This is a genomic window from Streptomyces sp. NPDC007971 (genome assembly GCF_042958635.1).
Taxonomy (GTDB): domain Bacteria; phylum Actinomycetota; class Actinomycetes; order Streptomycetales; family Streptomycetaceae; genus Streptomyces.
Window position 1 is genome coordinate 84576 of the sequence record NZ_JBIBJK010000011.1, and the last position, 15825, is coordinate 100400.

At 69.1% G+C, this 15825-nt stretch carries 16 protein-coding genes and 1 pseudogene; 10 read left to right on the forward strand and 7 right to left on the reverse strand.

Going from position 1 to position 15825, the window contains the following annotated elements:
- Positions 1–76: 76 nt before the first annotated feature.
- Both femX and ACFZCP_RS23700 read right to left on the reverse strand, forming a co-directional pair.
- On the reverse strand, positions 77–1198 hold the full coding sequence (gene femX / locus ACFZCP_RS23695; protein ID WP_362688630.1) for a peptidoglycan bridge formation glycyltransferase FemX: 1122 nt from the start codon (positions 1196–1198) through the stop codon (positions 77–79).
- A gap of 204 nt (positions 1199–1402) precedes the next feature.
- On the reverse strand, positions 1403–1723 hold the full coding sequence (locus ACFZCP_RS23700) for a hypothetical protein (RefSeq protein ID WP_391429699.1): 321 nt from the start codon (positions 1721–1723) through the stop codon (positions 1403–1405).
- Between the two features lie 275 nt (positions 1724–1998).
- Here ACFZCP_RS23700 and rpsF point away from each other — a divergent pair, with 275 nt between their 5' ends.
- The 4 genes from rpsF to rplI all read left to right on the forward strand — a co-directional run bounded on the left by rpsF (position 1999) and on the right by rplI (position 3714).
- Positions 1999–2289, forward strand: coding sequence for a 30S ribosomal protein S6 (gene rpsF, locus ACFZCP_RS23705; RefSeq protein WP_005482942.1), 291 nt, complete (start codon positions 1999–2001; stop codon positions 2287–2289).
- A 75-nt stretch (positions 2290–2364) separates the two neighbouring features.
- The gene (locus tag ACFZCP_RS23710; RefSeq protein ID WP_391429701.1) at positions 2365–2955 is read left to right on the forward strand and encodes a single-stranded DNA-binding protein; all 591 of its coding nucleotides are present in this window, start codon (positions 2365–2367) and stop codon (positions 2953–2955) included.
- 57 nt (positions 2956–3012) lie between these two features.
- Positions 3013–3249: a 30S ribosomal protein S18 gene (gene rpsR / locus ACFZCP_RS23715; RefSeq protein WP_003949403.1), complete on the forward strand. Its 237-nt coding sequence runs from the start codon at positions 3013–3015 to the stop codon at positions 3247–3249.
- A gap of 18 nt (positions 3250–3267) precedes the next feature.
- The gene (gene rplI / locus ACFZCP_RS23720; RefSeq protein ID WP_362688621.1) at positions 3268–3714 is read left to right on the forward strand and encodes a 50S ribosomal protein L9; all 447 of its coding nucleotides are present in this window, start codon (positions 3268–3270) and stop codon (positions 3712–3714) included.
- A 160-nt stretch (positions 3715–3874) separates the two neighbouring features.
- Here rplI and ACFZCP_RS23725 read toward each other — a convergent pair whose 3' ends face one another.
- Positions 3875–5212, reverse strand: a complete 1338-nt coding sequence (locus tag ACFZCP_RS23725; protein ID WP_391429704.1) for an MATE family efflux transporter — start codon at positions 5210–5212, stop codon at positions 3875–3877.
- A gap of 459 nt (positions 5213–5671) precedes the next feature.
- Here ACFZCP_RS23725 and dnaB point away from each other — a divergent pair, with 459 nt between their 5' ends.
- Positions 5672–7150, forward strand: coding sequence for a replicative DNA helicase (gene dnaB / locus ACFZCP_RS23730; RefSeq protein ID WP_362688615.1), 1479 nt, complete (start codon positions 5672–5674; stop codon positions 7148–7150).
- A gap of 81 nt (positions 7151–7231) precedes the next feature.
- On the opposite strand, the pseudogene ACFZCP_RS23735 reads toward dnaB, so the two are convergent.
- Positions 7232–7758 (reverse strand): annotated as a pseudogene (locus ACFZCP_RS23735) (dienelactone hydrolase family protein).
- 377 nt (positions 7759–8135) lie between these two features.
- Between ACFZCP_RS23735 and ACFZCP_RS23740 the strand changes: the two are divergent.
- Positions 8136–9524: a serine hydrolase gene (locus ACFZCP_RS23740; RefSeq protein WP_391429706.1), complete on the forward strand. Its 1389-nt coding sequence runs from the start codon at positions 8136–8138 to the stop codon at positions 9522–9524.
- A gap of 50 nt (positions 9525–9574) precedes the next feature.
- Here the strand turns inward: ACFZCP_RS23740 and ACFZCP_RS23745 are convergent, their stop codons facing one another.
- Together ACFZCP_RS23745 and ACFZCP_RS23750 are read right to left on the reverse strand one after the other, a co-directional pair.
- Positions 9575–10027 (reverse strand): GNAT family N-acetyltransferase, encoded by a 453-nt coding sequence (locus ACFZCP_RS23745; RefSeq protein WP_362694221.1) that lies wholly within the window; start codon positions 10025–10027, stop codon positions 9575–9577.
- Between the two features lie 9 nt (positions 10028–10036).
- Positions 10037–10495, reverse strand: a complete 459-nt coding sequence (locus tag ACFZCP_RS23750; protein WP_391429709.1) for a MarR family transcriptional regulator — start codon at positions 10493–10495, stop codon at positions 10037–10039.
- A gap of 143 nt (positions 10496–10638) precedes the next feature.
- Here ACFZCP_RS23750 and ACFZCP_RS23755 point away from each other — a divergent pair, with 143 nt between their 5' ends.
- Together ACFZCP_RS23755 and ACFZCP_RS23760 are read left to right on the forward strand one after the other, a co-directional pair.
- A complete protein-coding gene (locus ACFZCP_RS23755; protein ID WP_391429711.1) occupies positions 10639–11847 on the forward strand; it encodes an MFS transporter in 1209 nt (402 codons plus the stop codon).
- Between the two features lie 90 nt (positions 11848–11937).
- Positions 11938–12357, forward strand: coding sequence for a heme-binding protein (locus ACFZCP_RS23760; RefSeq protein WP_391429713.1), 420 nt, complete (start codon positions 11938–11940; stop codon positions 12355–12357).
- A gap of 73 nt (positions 12358–12430) precedes the next feature.
- Here the strand turns inward: ACFZCP_RS23760 and ACFZCP_RS23765 are convergent, their stop codons facing one another.
- Positions 12431–13297: a GNAT family N-acetyltransferase gene (locus ACFZCP_RS23765; protein WP_391429716.1), complete on the reverse strand. Its 867-nt coding sequence runs from the start codon at positions 13295–13297 to the stop codon at positions 12431–12433.
- 151 nt (positions 13298–13448) lie between these two features.
- Here ACFZCP_RS23765 and ACFZCP_RS23770 point away from each other — a divergent pair, with 151 nt between their 5' ends.
- A complete protein-coding gene (locus ACFZCP_RS23770; protein ID WP_391429718.1) occupies positions 13449–14081 on the forward strand; it encodes an HAD-IB family phosphatase in 633 nt (210 codons plus the stop codon).
- A gap of 335 nt (positions 14082–14416) precedes the next feature.
- On the forward strand, positions 14417–15820 hold the full coding sequence (locus ACFZCP_RS23775) for a globin domain-containing protein (protein WP_391429719.1): 1404 nt from the start codon (positions 14417–14419) through the stop codon (positions 15818–15820).
- Positions 15821–15825 lie beyond the last annotated feature (5 nt).

Genomic DNA, 15825 nt, shown 5'->3' on the forward strand with positions numbered 1-15825 from the left:
CCTGGAACCTTTCTGGTGGCTGCCGTGTGTCAGAGGTGTGAAGGCTGCAAAGCCTATGGAATCAAACGCCCGCGGCTCAGCGGCGCGACATGTAGATGTCGAGCGCCTTGTGGAGCAGCTTGTTCAGCGGGAAGTCCCACTCGCCCAGGTACTCGGCGGCCTGCCCGCCCGTGCCGACCTTGAACTGGATCAGGCCGAACAGGTGATCCGTCTCGTCCAGCGAGTCGGAGATGCCGCGCAGGTCGTAGACGGTGCCGCCGAGCGCATACGCGTCGCGCAGCATCCGCCACTGCATCGCGTTCGAGGGCCGCACCTCGCGGCCGATGTTGTCGGAGGCGCCGTAGGAGTACCAGACGTGGCCGCCGACGATCAGCATGGTGGCGGCCGACAGGTTCACGCCGTTGTGGCGGGCGAAGTACAGCCGCATGCGGTTGGGGTCCTCGGTGTTGAGGGCCGTCCACATGCGCTGGAAGTACGACAGCGGGCGGGGCCGGAAGTGGTCGCGCACGGCCGTGATCTCGTACAGCCGCTGCCACTCGGCGAGGTCCTGGTAGCCGCCCTGGACGACCTCGACACCGGCCTTCTCGGCCTTCTTGATGTTGCGGCGCCACAGCTGGTTGAAGTTCTTGTGGACCTCTTCCAGGGAGCGGTTGGCCAGCGGCACCTGGAAGACATAGCGGGGCTGCACGTCGCCGAAGCCGGCGCCGCCGTCCTCGCCCTGCTGCCAGCCCATGCGGCGCAGCTTGTCGGCGACCTCGAAGGCGCGCGGCTCGATGAAGTCGGCCTCCATGTCGCGCAGGCGCTTCACATCGGGGCTCTGGATGCCCCGCTTGATCGTCTCTGCACTCCAGCGGCGGATGATCACCGGAGGGCCCATCTTCACCGAGAAGGCGCCCTGCTGCTTGAGGTGCGCCAGCATCGGCTGGATCCAGTCGTCCAGGTTCGGCGCGAACCAGTTGATGACCGGGCCCTCGGGCAGGTAGGCGAGGTAGCGCTTGATCTTGGGCAACTGGCGGTAGAGGACCAGGCCCGCGCCGACCATCTCGCCCGTGCGCTCGTCGAACCAGCCGAGGCTCTCGGAGCGCCACTCCGCCTTCACGTCGGCCCAGGCCGGGACCTGCATGTGGCTCGCCGCCGGCAGGCTCTGGATGTAGGCCAGATGCTGCTCGCGGCTGATGGTCCTCAGGGTCAGGCTCATGTCGGGGCGCTCCTCGGGCTGGTGTGTCCCCATGGGTACAGGGGCTCCGGCTCTCGCGCCGAAGCCTACTGCGCCTGGCAAGCGCCCCGACTGGGCGTACGGCACCCACGTCCCGGCCGTGGGCTGCCGGGGCGCTTTCGCGGTGTCCGGGAAAGGTGCCGGACACCGGGCGTCCGGGAGGTGCCGGACCGCCGTACGGGAGGGTCAGCCGATGAGCCCGCCGAAGAGCCCGCCGTGCGCCATGCCGAGCATGAAGCCGACTCCGGAGGCACCGAGACCCAGGATCAGACCGAAGCGCTGGCGCGTGGTCACCGAGATCCACTGTCCGTACATGCCGGTGAGGATCCCGAGCAGCCCGGCCCAGGACGTGAGCAGATGAAGGCCGTGGAAGAAGGATGTGGCGAAGGCCAGCACCCCGAGGACGAGCGTGGCGACCGCCAGGGTGTCCTGGAGGGGATGGGGTTTGCCGTCGGTGGCGAAGAGGGATCCGGCGGTGTTGGGTCGCAATGCCTGCTGTTGTGCCATGAGGCACCTCCTGCGGATCGCGGCGCACTGTAGCGCCTTACACACCCGATGTGTACAGATTGGCGGCCCCCACCGCCGGATTTCAACCGGAAGCCGGTGTGCAGGTAGTCTGTACCGTCTGCACCGGTGTCTGCCCAGGCCTTTCCAGGTCACTGCGGGGATTCCCAGCGGAGCCCCCCCGATTGTCAGTGGTGGCCGATACCGTTGCGTACGCATCACAACCCTCCTGCCACGGAACGACCGTGGCCGCTGAGTCCAAAGGAGGTGGGTTCCACATGCGTCACTACGAGGTGATGGTCATCCTCGACCCCGATCTGGAGGAGCGCGCTGTCGCCCCCCTGATCGAGAACTTCCTCTCCGTCGTCCGTGAGGGCAACGGCAAGGTCGAGAAGGTCGACACCTGGGGCCGTCGTCGTCTCTCGTACGAGATCAAGAAGAAGCCCGAGGGCATCTACTCGGTCATCGACCTGCAGGCCGAGCCTGCGGTCGTGAAGGAGCTCGACCGCCAGATGAACCTGAACGAGTCGGTCCTCCGGACCAAGGTCCTCCGCCCCGAGACCCACTGAGCTCTCCCGCTCAGCTGATCTCGGGTTTCGAGTAGCAGCAAGCAGCCAGCAGCAAACCCGCCGAGAGGTTCCCCCATGGCAGGCGAGACCGTCATCACGGTCGTCGGCAATCTTGTCGACGACCCCGAGCTGCGCTTCACCCCGTCCGGTGCGGCGGTCGCGAAGTTCCGCGTCGCGTCCACTCCCCGCACCTTCGACCGTCAGACCAACGAGTGGAAGGACGGCGAAAGCCTCTTCCTGACCTGCTCGGTCTGGCGTCAGGCGGCGGAGAACGTCGCCGAGTCGCTCCAGCGAGGCATGCGCGTCATCGTGCAGGGCCGGCTGAAGCAGCGGTCCTACGAGGACCGTGAGGGTGTCAAGCGCACGGTCTACGAGCTGGACGTCGAGGAAGTCGGCGCCAGCCTCCGCAACGCCACGGCCAAGGTCACCAAGACCGCCGGTGGCGCCCGCGGTGGCCAGGGTGGTTACGGCGGCGGTGGCGGCCAGGGTGGCGGCGGCTGGGGCGGCGGCTCCGGTGGCGGCCAGCAGGGCGGCGGCGCTCCGGCTGACGACCCGTGGGCCTCCGGCGCTCCCGCCGGCGGAAACCAGGGTGGCGGCGGCTGGGGTGGAAACTCCGGCGGCGGCAGCGGCGGTGGCGGCGGCTACTCGGACGAGCCCCCCTTCTAGGTCTTCGGACCGAGGGCGGGTCGTACCCACACTTCTTGATCACACAGGAGAAACCCCATGGCGAAGCCGCCTGTGCGCAAGCCTAAGAAGAAGGTCTGCGCTTTCTGCAAGGACAAGGTCACGTACGTGGACTACAAGGACACGAACATGCTGCGGAAGTTCATTTCCGACCGCGGCAAGATCCGTGCCCGCCGCGTGACCGGCAACTGCACGCAGCACCAGCGTGACGTCGCCACGGCCGTGAAGAACAGCCGTGAGATGGCGCTGCTGCCCTACACCTCCACTGCGCGCTAAGGGAAGGGTGACAGACACATGAAGATCATCCTCACCCACGAGGTCTCCGGCCTCGGTGCCGCTGGCGACGTCATCGACGTCAAGGACGGTTACGCTCGCAACTACCTCATCCCGCGGAAGTTCGCTATCCGCTGGACCAAGGGTGGCGAGAAGGACGTCGAGCAGATCCGCCGCGCCCGTAAGATCCACGAGATCCAGACCATCGAGCAGGCCAACCAGATCAAGGCCCAGCTCGAGGGCGTGAAGGTCCGCCTGGCCGTCCGCTCCGGCGACTCCGGCCGTCTCTTCGGTTCCGTCACCCCGGCCGACATCGCTTCCGCGATCAAGGCTTCCGGTGGCCCCGAGGTCGACAAGCGCCGCGTCGAGCTGTCCGCTCCGATCAAGACCCTGGGCGCCCACGAGACGTCCGTGCGTCTGCACCCCGAGGTTGCCGCCAAGGTCAACATCGAGGTCGTCGCGGGCTGATCGCCGCGTGATTGCTGCGCTCGCTTGAGCCAGTGAAAGGGGCCGCACCCTTGAGGGGTGCGGCCCCTTTCCCATCCCTGAGATGAACGCCTCCGATGCCCGAGGCGCACACCGCTCCGACGCCGTAGGCGGCGCTCCGCTCATGTTTCACGTGAAACGGTCACCGTGTCGCACCCGTCACGATCCAGCGGCCCGATCGGGCGCGCAGCCACAGGGTTGCCCACCTCACCGTCATCATGAGTGTCATGGCTGCCCACAGTGCGGTGAGGCCTCCGCCCAGCGCGGGGACGAGCAGTGCCACAGGGGCGAACACCGCCAAGGTGATCACCATGGCCCGGGCCAGGTACGGTCCGTCGCCGGCGCCCATCAGTACACCGTCCAGGACGAAGACGATCCCGCAGACGGGCTGCGAGAGGGCCACCATCAGCAGAGCAGGCAACGCGGTGTCCTTGACCGCGGAGTCGCCGGTGAACAGTGGGAGGAACAGCGGCCGGGCCGCCACCACGAGCAGGCCGAGTACGACACCGGTCGCGATGCCCCACTGGACCATGCGGCGGCAGGCCTCACGGGCGCCTTGGGTATCGTCGGCGCCCAGATAGCGGCCGATGATGGCCTGCCCGGCGATGGCGATCGCGTCGAGCGCGAAGGCCAGCAGGCTCCACAGGGACAGGATGATCTGGTGAGCGGCGATGTCGGCGTCGCCGAGACGTGCCGCGACAGCCGTGGCGATCACAAGGATCGCCCGCAGGGACAGCGTGCGCACAAGCAGGGGGACTCCGGCCTGCGCCGAGGCTCGGATGCCTGCGGCGTCAGGGCGCAGGGAGGCGCCGTGGCGCCGGGCTCCACGGACGACCACGGTCAGGTAGACGGCTGCCATGCCGCACTGGGCGATCACGGTGCCCCAGGCGGAGCCGGCGATGCCGAGTCCGGCACCATAGACGAGTCCCACATTGAGCGCGGCGTTGGCGACGAAGCCGGCGACGGCGACGTACAGCGGGGTCCTGGTGTCCTGCAGGCCGCGGAGCACACCGGTGGCGGCGAGGACCACCAGCATGGCCGGGATACCGAGTGCGGAGATGCGCAGATACGTCGTGGCGTAGGGAGCCGCTGTGGCGGATGCGCCGAAGAGTTCCATGATGCCCGGGGCCAGTGGGAGGACGAGGGCGATGACCGCCCCGCCGAGGAGGAGGGCCAGCCAGATGCCGTCCACGCCCTGGCGGATGGCCGCTTGAAGGTCACCGGCGCCGACCCGTCGGGCCACGGCGGCCGTGGTGGCGTAGGCGAGGAAGACGAAGACGCTCACGGCCGTGGTGAGAAGCGCTGAAGCCACACCGAGACCGGCGAGCTGGGCGGTCCCGAGGTGGCCGATGATTGCACTGTCCGCCATGACGAACAGAGGCTCGGCGACGAGTGCGCCGAAGGCCGGAACGGCAAGCGTGACGATCTCTCGGTCGTGCCGCCGTCGGGTGGCCTGGGGTATCGCGGGAGCCTGTGTCATGAGCACCAATCTAATCGTCCACAGGTAAGAGATGCAATGAGGATGTGACCCTTACGTCCAGTCTCGACCCGTGCGCTTTCGCGCACCGTTCGAAGGGATCTTGGGCCGACTGGGGAAGTTTTTCTTCTGCACAGCCGGTGGATGGCAAAGATGCAGGTCAGTAGGGTCTTCTTGGTGAGATGGAGGGCTTGTTCACAGCGCTGTCCACCGAGTCGTGCACAGGTTTCGGCAGGTTCTCCACAGCATCGGGGCCGTCGTCCACATGGCCTGTGGATAACCAGATTGGCTGACGGTGCCGAGGGGCCTAACGTGGTCCGGCGCCCGCTCCCGCCCTCGACCCGGGAAACGTCACAAAACCGACGCGTCAGAACCGGAGTTGGGCCTCTCGAATTGTCAGTGTCGTGCCGTACAAAAGAGGGCACGGCGAGGTCCGCCGTGCGGACGGGAGGAGGTGGCTTGGTGAGCATTTCCGAGCCCTTGGACGATCCGTGGGCGGACAGTGGGCCCAGCGATCGTCTGCCGACCGCCCGTCGGAGGAGTGATGGCGGCCGGGGTCGTGACGAGCAGCACGACCGGGGCCGGGAGAACGGCGACTGGGACGGCTCAGGCTCTTCCTTCGAGCGGGTGCCCCCCCAGGACCTGGACGCTGAGCAGTCCGTTCTGGGCGGCATGCTGCTGTCCAAGGACGCCATCGCCGACGTGGTCGAGATCCTCAAGGGCCACGACTTCTACAAGCCCGCGCACGAGACGATCTACCAGGCGATCCTGGACATCTACGCGAAGGGAGAGCCGGCCGACCCCATCACCATCGCCGCCGAACTCACCAAGCGCGGAGAGATCAACAAGGTCGGCGGCGCGTCGTACCTGCACACCCTCGTCCAGACGGTGCCCACGGCGGCGAACGCCGAGTACTACGCGGAGATCGTCCACGAACGAGCCGTCCTGCGCCGCCTGGTCGAGGCCGGCACCCGCATCACGCAGATGGGATACGCGGCCGACGACGACGTCGACGAGATCGTCAACCGAGCCCAGGCCGAGATCTACGCCGTCACGGAGCAGCGCACCAGCGAGGACTACCTGCCGCTCGGCGACATCATGGAGGGCGCCCTCGACGAGATCGAGGCGATCGGCTCGCGCAGCGGCGAGATGACCGGTGTGCCCACCGGATTCACGGACTTCGACTCGTTGACGAACGGCCTGCACCCCGGCCAGATGATCGTCATCGCGGCCCGTCCCGCCATGGGTAAGTCGACCCTCGCGCTGGACTTCACGCGGGCGGCCTCGATCAAGCACAACCTCCCCAGCGTCATCTTCTCCCTGGAAATGGGCCGCAACGAGATCGCCATGCGTCTGCTGTCGGCGGAGGCCCGCGTCGCCCTGCACCACATGCGGTCCGGCACGATGACCGACGACGACTGGACCCGGCTCGCCCGTCGCATGCCGGACGTCTCCGCCGCCCCCCTCTACATCGACGACTCCCCGAACCTGTCGATGATGGAGATCCGGGCCAAGTGCCGGCGTCTGAAGCAGCGCAACGACCTGAGGCTGGTCGTCATCGACTACCTCCAGCTGATGCAGTCCGGCGGCTCCAAGCGTGCCGAGAGCCGCCAGCAGGAGGTCTCGGACATGTCCCGTAACCTCAAGCTGCTCGCCAAGGAGCTGGAGCTCCCGGTCATCGCGCTCTCCCAGCTGAACCGTGGTCCCGAGCAGCGCACCGACAAGAAGCCGATGGTCTCCGACCTGCGTGAGTCCGGCTCCATCGAGCAGGACGCCGACATGGTCATCCTGCTGCACCGCGAGGACGCCTACGAGAAGGAGTCACCGCGCGCCGGCGAGGCCGACCTGATCGTCGCCAAGCACCGAAACGGTCCGACGGCGACGATCACGGTCGCCTTCCAGGGCCACTACTCCCGTTTCGTGGACATGGCACAGACCTGACCCGGCAGGTTGTGGGATCTCGGGCTCCGTGTCATTTTCGCCGCGGTCGTGTCATGACGACGGCAGACCTGACACTCTGGCTCACTCCGCCAGGGGCAGGCACTCGGCGAGCAGGCCGACGATGTCGCGCCAGGCTCGCTGCATGCGGGCCGCCTCGCCCGGTCGGCCCGTGGTCAGTGCGTTGACCGTCCCGATCGCCCGCAGGTCGACGCCGTCGCGCCCGAGTTCCAGCACGATTGCGCCCCCGGTGCCATAGCCGACGGCAGCGATCCGGGCGGGGTCGGTCCGCGGTTCGGCACGCAGCACATCGAGTGCCGCATGGCCGATACCCCGCATCCGGTCGGGGTCGGCGAGCAGCGGGGTCACGCGCGCCAGCATCTCCTGCGGGTCGGTGAACCAGCGCCCGCCACGGAGGTCGAAGGCCAGCGCCACGTACCCCAGTTCGGCGAGGGCGTCGGCCCGGCGGCGCTGGAAGTCGTTCAGGCCCGGCCCTTCGGGCCCGATCAGGACTGCGGGCCGGCGGTCGACGCCGGCGGCAGTGTGAGGTGCCCGATCATCATCAGGCCGTCAGCCGGGTATTCGACCGTGCGTGTGGTGACCGTCGTCATGAGACGGGACCGTAGTGACGGTCCCGCCCGGGCGGGCCGTTCTTCACCGTCGGCGGAACAGCGCGGGTGCGGGCCAGTGGGTGGGCCCCGTGGAAGGCTCTGGCTTCTGGTGGAGCAGGTCGACGCCGCTGCGCACAGGCCGCTGCCGTCGCCATGTCATTGCGGGAGCCCTGTCCGACCACAGCCACTCCGCCTGAGGCGGCCCTGCCGGCCGCAGGTGCAGGAGCTCCCTGTGACAGCTTGGCGGCACGACCTGAGGCAACGAGAAGAACGGCAGGTCACTGCACCGTCACCTGAAGGTGGAGCCTCAGAACCTCTAGCCGGGGAGCCGGTGAAATGAACTCGACGCAGGGGCCGTCAGCGGATGGACTGGGCTCATGACGACATATGAGGAAGAGCTGCTCCCGGGGACCCGCCGGGCGCTGCTGCACCGGATCGCTGTCGCCCAGGCCGAAGGGCGGGCGCCGTCGCTGGTCGCTGCGGTAGTACGCGGAGGGAAGACCGTCTGGCAGGGCGCCCGGAGTTCGGTGGACGGGCATGCCCCCGACGACACCGTGCAGTACCGGATCGGGTCGATCACCAAGACGTTCACCGCCGTGCTGGTGCTGCGGCTGCGTGACGAGGGCCTGCTCGATCTCGGTGATCCCCTGGAGAAGCATCTGCCGGGCACCGGGGCCGGTGAGGCGACGATCGCCGAACTGCTCGCGCACACCGGCGGCCTGGCGGCGGAGTCCCCCGGGCCCTGGTGGGAGCGGACTCCGGGCTCGTTGCGTCCTGAGCTGAGCGATGTCCTCGGCGAGCAGCCCCTCCTGCACCCCGTGGGCCGGCGCCACCACTACTCCAATCCGGGCTACACGTTGCTCGGCGCGCTGGTCGAGGAGGTCCGGGGCGCACCCTGGGACGAGGTGCTGCGCCGTGAAGTACTCGAACCGCTGGGCCTCCACCGCACCAGCGCCCAGCCGCAGGCACCGCACGCGGGTGGCTGGGCCGTGCACCCCTGGGCGGATGCGCTGCTGCCCGAGCCGCTGGAGGATCTCGGCCGGATGGCGCCCGCCGGTCAGCTGTGGTCCACCACCGGCGACCTCGCGCGGTTCGCCGTCTTTCTGGCCGGGGGAGACGACCGGGTGCTGAGCGCGGAATCGGTGCGTGAGATGCGGACACCGGCAGCGCCCGCCGAAACCGCCGATGTGGCGGACGGGGCCACCTACGGGCTCGGGATGCAGCTTCAGCACCGTGACGGCAGGCTCCTCGTGGGCCACTCCGGCTCGCTCCCGGGCTTCCTGGCGAACCTCACCATCAGCGTGGACGACGACGTGGCGGCGGTGGTGCTGGCCAACTGCACCAGCGGCCCGCTGCTGGCAACGGTGGGGGCTGACCTGGTTCGTATCGTCGCCGAGGCGGAACCGCGCATCCCCGAGCCCTGGCGTCCGCTGCGTGCAGTGGATTCGGCGGTACTGGAGCTGGCCGGGCAGTGGTACTGGGGGACCCATTCCTTCGCCCTGCGGGTGGGGGCCGACGGGCTGCTCGCCCTGGGACCGCTGGCCGGTGGCGGTCGCCGGGCGCGTTTGCGCTCGAACGGAGACGGGACATGGACGGGCCTGGAGGGCTACTACGCCGGTGAACTGCTCCGTCCCGTACGCCGCGCGGACGGGTCCCTGAGCCATCTCGACCTCGGGTCGTTCGTCTTCACCCGGCAGCCCTATGAAGAGGGCGCCGGGGTGCCCGGCGGCGTGGACCCGGAGGGCTGGCGAGGGATCGCGGACTAGCCGGTCGGGCGGGGCGGGTGTTTCACGTGAAACACCCGCCCCGCCCATCGTCAGAGCTGAAACTTGAATCCCACATGCGAGGCGGTGAAGCCGAGCCGCTCGTAGAAACGATGGGCGTCCGTGCGGCTGTGGTCCGAGGTGAGCTGCACCAACTGGCAGCCCTGGCGCCGGGATTCCTCGATCGCCCACTCGATGAGCTGTGTGCCCAGGCCACTGCCGCGCTCGTCGGCATGGATGCGGACGGCTTCGATGATCGAGCGGGTCGCTCCCTTGCGAGAGAGCCCTGGGATGATCGTGAGCTGGAGAGTGCCGATCACTCGGCCTTCGCGGACGGCGACCACAACATGCTGATGCGGATCCGCGTTCAGCCGCTCCAGCGCTGCCAGGTACGGCGTCAGGTCGTCGAGCGACTCGCGCTGGGCGCCCAGGTGATCGTCGGCCAGCATGGCGACGATCACCGGCAGGTCGTCCGCAGTCGCACGGCGTATTTCGAGATCTCCCATGGTGGCACCCTATGCGGGCACGTTGAGGGACTCCACGACCCGCACCAGCGGGGCCAGCTCGGGGGTACGGGCCGCCTCGTCCAGGGCCTCGCGCAGCGCGGCGTCATTGGTGGGCCGTGCCTCTTCCAGCAGATGCAGGCCCGCAGCGGTGACGTTGGTGTAGATGCCGCGACGGTCGGTGGGGCACAGATAGCGCTCCAGCAGTCCGCGGTCCTCCAGCCGGGTCACCAGCCGGGTGGTGGCGCTCTGGCTGAGGACGACCGCATCGGCGACCTGCTTCATCTGGAGATGGCCGCCCTCACCGTCGTGCTGCCGGCTGAGCACGTCGAGCAGGGAGTACTCGCGCACGCTCAGGTCGTGCCTGGCCTGCAGGGCGCGTTCGATGTGCGCCTCGATCCTCCCGTGCAGCAGTGAGAGGGCGCACCAGCCCTGGGCGAGGGCGGTGAGCGCGGGGTTCGTCGCTGTCATTGTCGTTTTCCTCCGTCCCGGGGCGGCTGCATCCAGGGTAGAGCACCTCCGCAATAGTCCGCGCTTGCAATTAACCCGCGTCTGCAACTATTGTGAACGCACGCAAAGCGCTCCTGCAATCGTCTGGGAAGGTGTACCCCTCCATGCCTCTCGCGCTTCTGGCCCTCGCGATCGGGGCCTTCGGAATCGGAACGACGGAGTTCGTGATCATGGGCCTGCTGCCCGAGGTGGCGGGTGACTTCGGGGTCTCCATCCCCGCGGCGGGCCTGCTCGTGACCGGATACGCCCTCGGAGTGGTGATCGGCGCCCCGCTGATGACCGTGCTCGGCACCAAGGTCCCGCGCAAGCGCATGCTGATGCTGCTGATGGGTCTGTTCATCGCCGGAAACCTGCTCTCCGCCGTGGCTCCCACCTTCGCGGTCATGCTGATCGGACGGGTGGTCGCCTCCCTCGCCCACGGAGCCTTCTTCGGCATCGGTTCCGTCGTCGCGGCCGAGCTGGTGGCTCCCGAGAAGAAGGCTGGCGCCATCGCCATGATGTTCACGGGCCTGACCGTCGCCAATGTCGTCGGTGTCCCGCTGGGCACACTCATCGGGCAGAACATCGGCTGGCGGGTCACCTTCGGCATCGTCGCCGCACTCGGTGTCGTGGGGCTGGCCGGCATCGCCAAGCTGGTGCCCGAGATGCCGAGGCCGCAGGGTGTGCACGTGCGTCACGAACTCGCTGCCTTCAAGAACGCCCAGGTGCTGCTCGCCATGGCGATGACCGTCCTCGGCTTCGGCGGTGTCTTCGCGGCCATCACCTACATCGCCCCGATGATGACCCACATCGCCGGCTTCACCGACGGATCGGTCACCTGGCTGCTGGTCCTGTTCGGCCTCGGCATGGTCGGCGGCAATCTCATCGGCGGCAAGTTCGCCGACCGCGCGCTGATGCCGATGCTGTACGTCTCGCTGGGCGGCCTGGCCGTCGTCCTCGCGCTCTTCACGCTCACCGCCCACAACAAGATCGCCGCTGCCGTGACCATCGCCCTGATCGGCGCCCTCGGCTTCGCCACCGTCCCGCCGCTGCAGAAGCGCGTCCTCGACCAGGCGCACGGCGCCCCGACGCTGGCGTCGGCCGTGAACATCGGCGCCTTCAACCTGGGCAACGCCCTGTCCGCCTGGCTCGGCGGCATCGTGATCGCGGCCGGCTTCGGCTACACGGCCCCCAACTGGGTCGGCGCGGCCCTCGCCGCGGCCGCCCTGGTCCTCGCCGTCCTCTCGGCCGCCCTGGAGCGCCGCGACGGCACAGGCAGCGCTGTGGTGGCCGCCGCAACGCCCACTGCGCAGAGGACCCCCGTCCACCACTGAGCACGTCCGGTCCGGCCATGGGACGCGCCCCGCCCCGGCCCCTGCGGCACGACCCCACCACACGCACCACCGTACCGAGGAGAACGCTCCATGAGCACCACCACCGTCGCCCCGCTCACCATCGAGGACGCCGAACGGCTCGTCGTCGCCGCCCGGCAAGCGGCCGAGGAGGCCGGGGTCACCGTCAGCGTCACCGTCCTGGACGCCGGCGGTCACCTGCTCGCCTTCCGCCGGGACGACCGGGCCGTACTCATCTCCGGCGAGACCAGCACCCGCAAGGCCTACACGGCCCTCCAGCTGAACGCGGCCACCGCCGACCTGGTCGATGCCGTACAGCCCGGTGGCCTCTTCCACACCCTGCCCACGGCCCTCGACCGGCCCCTGCTGTTCATCGCGGGCGGTATCCCCGTGCACCGGGACGGCCGTCTGATCGGCGCGATCGGCGTCGGCGGCGGGGCGCCGGACCAGGACCACGGCTTCGCCACCGCGGCCGTCCGGGCGCTCGCCTGATCGGACTCCCCGAGCGCGACGACGCCGGCCCCCCCGCTCCGCAGCGGTGTGCCGGCGTCTGCCGTGCGTGCCCTCAGCCCGCGGCCACCGTCAGCGGTGCGAACCGTCGCGTCCAGTCCCCCGGAAGGTCCGTGATGCCGTAGGCCATGACGGCGTTGAAGGCCACCGACGCGAGCCCGCGTGCCTTCGCCCAGTCCAGGAGCTCCTCGTGGCGTACGTCGATGTCGGTGCGCAGCGGGCGGTCCGTGTGGGCCGCGAGCGAGGTGATGAGGGCCTGGGCCGTACGGGTGTCCCGGGCGATCAGCGGACCGACGACATGGGTGTCCATGTTGGGCCAGGCGGCCGTGTAGCCGATGATCCGGCCGCCGTCCTCGGCCACGCGCAACTGATTGGCGAAGGCGGGCAGGCGCGTGATGAGGGGAGTGCGGTCGGCACCGAACACCTCCTCGTCGAGCCGGACGAGTGACGGCAGGTCCTCCGCGGTGGCAGCACGTGTCGTCACCCCGGATTCCGGTCCGCCGGGGGTGAAGCGGCCGCACAGCATCTCTGCCCGGCCGATGACCTTGAACCCCAGCTCTTCGTAGAGCGGGCGCCCGTTGGGGGTGGCGTGCAGAGTCAGCGGCGTGGTGCCCATGGCCGACACGACATGCCGCATCAGGCGGCGTCCGACGCCCCGCCGCGCATGGCGCTCGGCCACCAGGACCATGCCGATGGCGCCCAGTTCCGATCGCTTCCAGGAGCCGTACTCCGTGACGACGCAGGCAGCGACGAGTCCGCCCTCGGGGTCGTCGATGCCGTAGCCCGTGCCGGCCGTGAGGAGGAAGCCCCACTTGTGCTCCTCGCGTGGCCACCCCCGGTCCTCGGACAAGTCGGCGCAGGCGGGGAGATCCCGGAGCGTCAGTCGGCGGATGGGAAGAGCGGGGAGGGAAGGAGTCGCCACGCAGGTCAGGCTGTCCGACGGGCACCCCTGACGTCCACCTGTTTCGATGGAGACGCAGGCGCTTTTGGCCATGTCGTGGCCAATCCCACAGGCCGTGGACCTGCGTGAGCGTTTCACGTGAAACAACGGCAGCCCGTTAGCCTCGGGCTCCATGCCGAGACTTCATCTCTTCGACCTTGACGGCACTTTGCTGCACGGCACCACCGCGCCGGTGGAGATTTCACGCCAGGTGGGCAGGGAGGCAGAGACGGTGGCGCTGGACCGCGCGATCGCCGAGGGGAGGATCGGCCCGCCGGAGTATGCCGCCCGGGTCTACGACCTCTGGCTAGACCTCACCGAGGCGCATGTGAGCGCGGCTTTCGCGGCAGCTCCTTGGCTGACCCGGATCCGCGAGGTCTGGGCGGAGATCAGGGGCGTGGGCGACTACTGCGCCGTTGTGTCGCTCTCGCCGTCCTTCTTCGTGGAACGGCTCCTCGGCTGGGGTGTGCACGCGGCCCATGGATCGCGCTTCCCCGCCGTGCCGTTCACCGAGCCCGTCGACCCGGCCGGAGCGCTCAGCGCCGCGGCCAAGGTGACCGTGGCCGAGCGGCTCTGCAAGCAGTTCGGGGTGTCGCGTGCGGACTGTGTCGCGTACGGCGATTCGCTCTCGGACAGGGATCTCTTTGCTTCTGTACCGGTTTCCGTGGCGGTCAATGCCGACGGCCACCTGGCCGGGCTCGCCACGCACTCGTACACGGGGCGCGACCTGTGGGATGCCTATGAATTGGTTCGGTCCATGCCCTAGTTGAAGGACGTAACGGTGCGCGCCTCGTGCGCGCCTCGTTCGTCTCGTGAGCGCCGAAGACGGGACTTGTCTGCGTGGCCACGGCCGGTAGGGTCGACTCCGGTTCACGTCCGGGATGGAGTGCACGCATCCCGTGCGGGCCGAGAGCAGGGCAGGCAGCCTAGCGGGACGAAGAGATCGAGCACCCGCGTTTTGAGGTGTACGGCCGCGGTATCCGCTCGGGACGGGATGCTGCGGAACGAGTGCTAAGGCTGGCCGCCCGCCGGGGGAAAGCATGCACCTTCCCGGAGGAGGTGCGCAGACCGACCGAAAGATGTTCGAGGCGAGGGCACACCATGGACGCGCCGACCACCACATCGGGGGAGAACGGCATAGCGGGCGGTGGCGGCTGGTTCACGCCGCGCACGACGCCGGCGGACCTGCCGCCGGACGGTGATCAGGAAACGGCCGAAGGTCACGGACCCACCGTGATACCCCCCGCAGGCCGACCGCCCGCAGCAGGCGCTGCCCACCCCGCGACCGGCGTCCCCGGGGCATCTGCCCCACCGCTCGCCGGGCCCCTCCCGCCGGGTGCACCCGCACCCCAACGCGTGCCCGTCCAGCGCGCCGCCCCGCCCTCCGGCGAGGCCTCCCCGGACGCGCTCGTCATCCGGCGCACGATGGCCGAGATCGCTCCCGTGGCCGACAAGGTCACCTCCTATTTCTACGCCCTTCTCTTCATCCGTCACCCCGAGGTACGGCCGCTCTTCCCGGCCGCCATGGACGTCCAGCGGGAGCGGCTGCTGAGGGCGCTGCTCACCGCGGCCGAGCACATCGACGACACACCCGTCCTCGTCGACTACCTGCAGAACCTGGGCCGCGGGCACCGTAAGTACGGCACCCGGCCCGAGCACTACCCGGCCGTGGGCGAATGCCTGATCGGTGCCCTGAGCCAGTACGCCGCCGTCTGGAACCCGGAGACCGAGGCGGCCTGGGTACGGGCCTACACGACGATCTCCCAGGTGATGATCGACGCCGCCGCGGCGGACGGACTCCGTTCCCCCGCCTGGTGGCACGCCGAGGTCGTCACCCATGACCTCAGGACCTCCGACGTCGCGGTCCTCACCGTCCGCCCCGACCAGCCCTATCCGTTCCTCGCCGGGCAGTACACCAGCGTGGAGACGCCCTGGTGGCCCCGGGTCTGGCGGCACTACTCCTTTGCCTCGGCGCCCCGCTCGGACGGCCTGCTGACCTTCCATGTGAAGGCGGTTCCGGCAGGCTGGGTCTCCAACGCGCTGGTCCACCGCGCCCGGCCCGGGGACGTCATACGTCTCGGCCCGCCGACCGGCTCGATGACAGTCGACCACACCACCGCCGACGGGCTGCTGTGCCTGGGCGGCGGCACGGGCATAGCGCCCATCAAGGCTCTGGTCGAGGATGTCGCCGAGCACGGCGAGCGCCGTCCGGTCGAGGTGTTCTACGGCGCCCGGTCCGACCATGACCTCTACGACATCGACACCATGCTCAGGCTCCGGCAGAGCCATCCGTGGCTCTCGGTCCACGCCGTCGTCGACCAGCGGCCCCACCCCCAGCTTCCCGACGCCATACGGGAGTACGGCCCCTGGAACGAATACGACGCCTATCTCTCGGGCCCGCCCGGAATGATCCGCAGCGGGGTCGACGCCCTGCGCCACAGCGGGATCCCCTCGGACCGCATACGGCACGACTCTGTCGACGAACTGGTCGTCGTCGGCTACTGAGCGGC

Excerpts from the sequence above, each read along its gene's own strand:
- ACFZCP_RS23755 (WP_391429711.1), top strand. The coding sequence starts at position 10,639 with ATGCCTCTCGCGCTTCTGGCCCTCGCGATCGGGGCCTTCGGAATCGGA.
- ACFZCP_RS23700 (WP_391429699.1), bottom strand. The coding sequence starts at position 1,723 with ATGGCACAACAGCAGGCATTGCGACCCAACACCGCCGGATCCCTCTTC.
- rpsR (WP_003949403.1), top strand. The coding sequence starts at position 3,013 with ATGGCGAAGCCGCCTGTGCGCAAGCCTAAGAAGAAGGTCTGCGCTTTC.
- rpsF (WP_005482942.1), top strand. The coding sequence starts at position 1,999 with ATGCGTCACTACGAGGTGATGGTCATCCTCGACCCCGATCTGGAGGAG.
- ACFZCP_RS23745 (WP_362694221.1), bottom strand. The coding sequence starts at position 10,027 with ATGGGAGATCTCGAAATACGCCGTGCGACTGCGGACGACCTGCCGGTG.
- ACFZCP_RS23775 (WP_391429719.1), top strand. The coding sequence starts at position 14,417 with ATGGACGCGCCGACCACCACATCGGGGGAGAACGGCATAGCGGGCGGT.
- rplI (WP_362688621.1), top strand. The coding sequence starts at position 3,268 with ATGAAGATCATCCTCACCCACGAGGTCTCCGGCCTCGGTGCCGCTGGC.
- ACFZCP_RS23710 (WP_391429701.1), top strand. The coding sequence starts at position 2,365 with ATGGCAGGCGAGACCGTCATCACGGTCGTCGGCAATCTTGTCGACGAC.
- femX (WP_362688630.1), bottom strand. The coding sequence starts at position 1,198 with ATGAGCCTGACCCTGAGGACCATCAGCCGCGAGCAGCATCTGGCCTAC.
- ACFZCP_RS23750 (WP_391429709.1), bottom strand. The coding sequence starts at position 10,495 with ATGACAGCGACGAACCCCGCGCTCACCGCCCTCGCCCAGGGCTGGTGC.
- ACFZCP_RS23725 (WP_391429704.1), bottom strand. The coding sequence starts at position 5,212 with ATGACACAGGCTCCCGCGATACCCCAGGCCACCCGACGGCGGCACGAC.
- ACFZCP_RS23770 (WP_391429718.1), top strand. The coding sequence starts at position 13,449 with ATGCCGAGACTTCATCTCTTCGACCTTGACGGCACTTTGCTGCACGGC.
- ACFZCP_RS23740 (WP_391429706.1), top strand. The coding sequence starts at position 8,136 with ATGACGACATATGAGGAAGAGCTGCTCCCGGGGACCCGCCGGGCGCTG.
- ACFZCP_RS23760 (WP_391429713.1), top strand. The coding sequence starts at position 11,938 with ATGAGCACCACCACCGTCGCCCCGCTCACCATCGAGGACGCCGAACGG.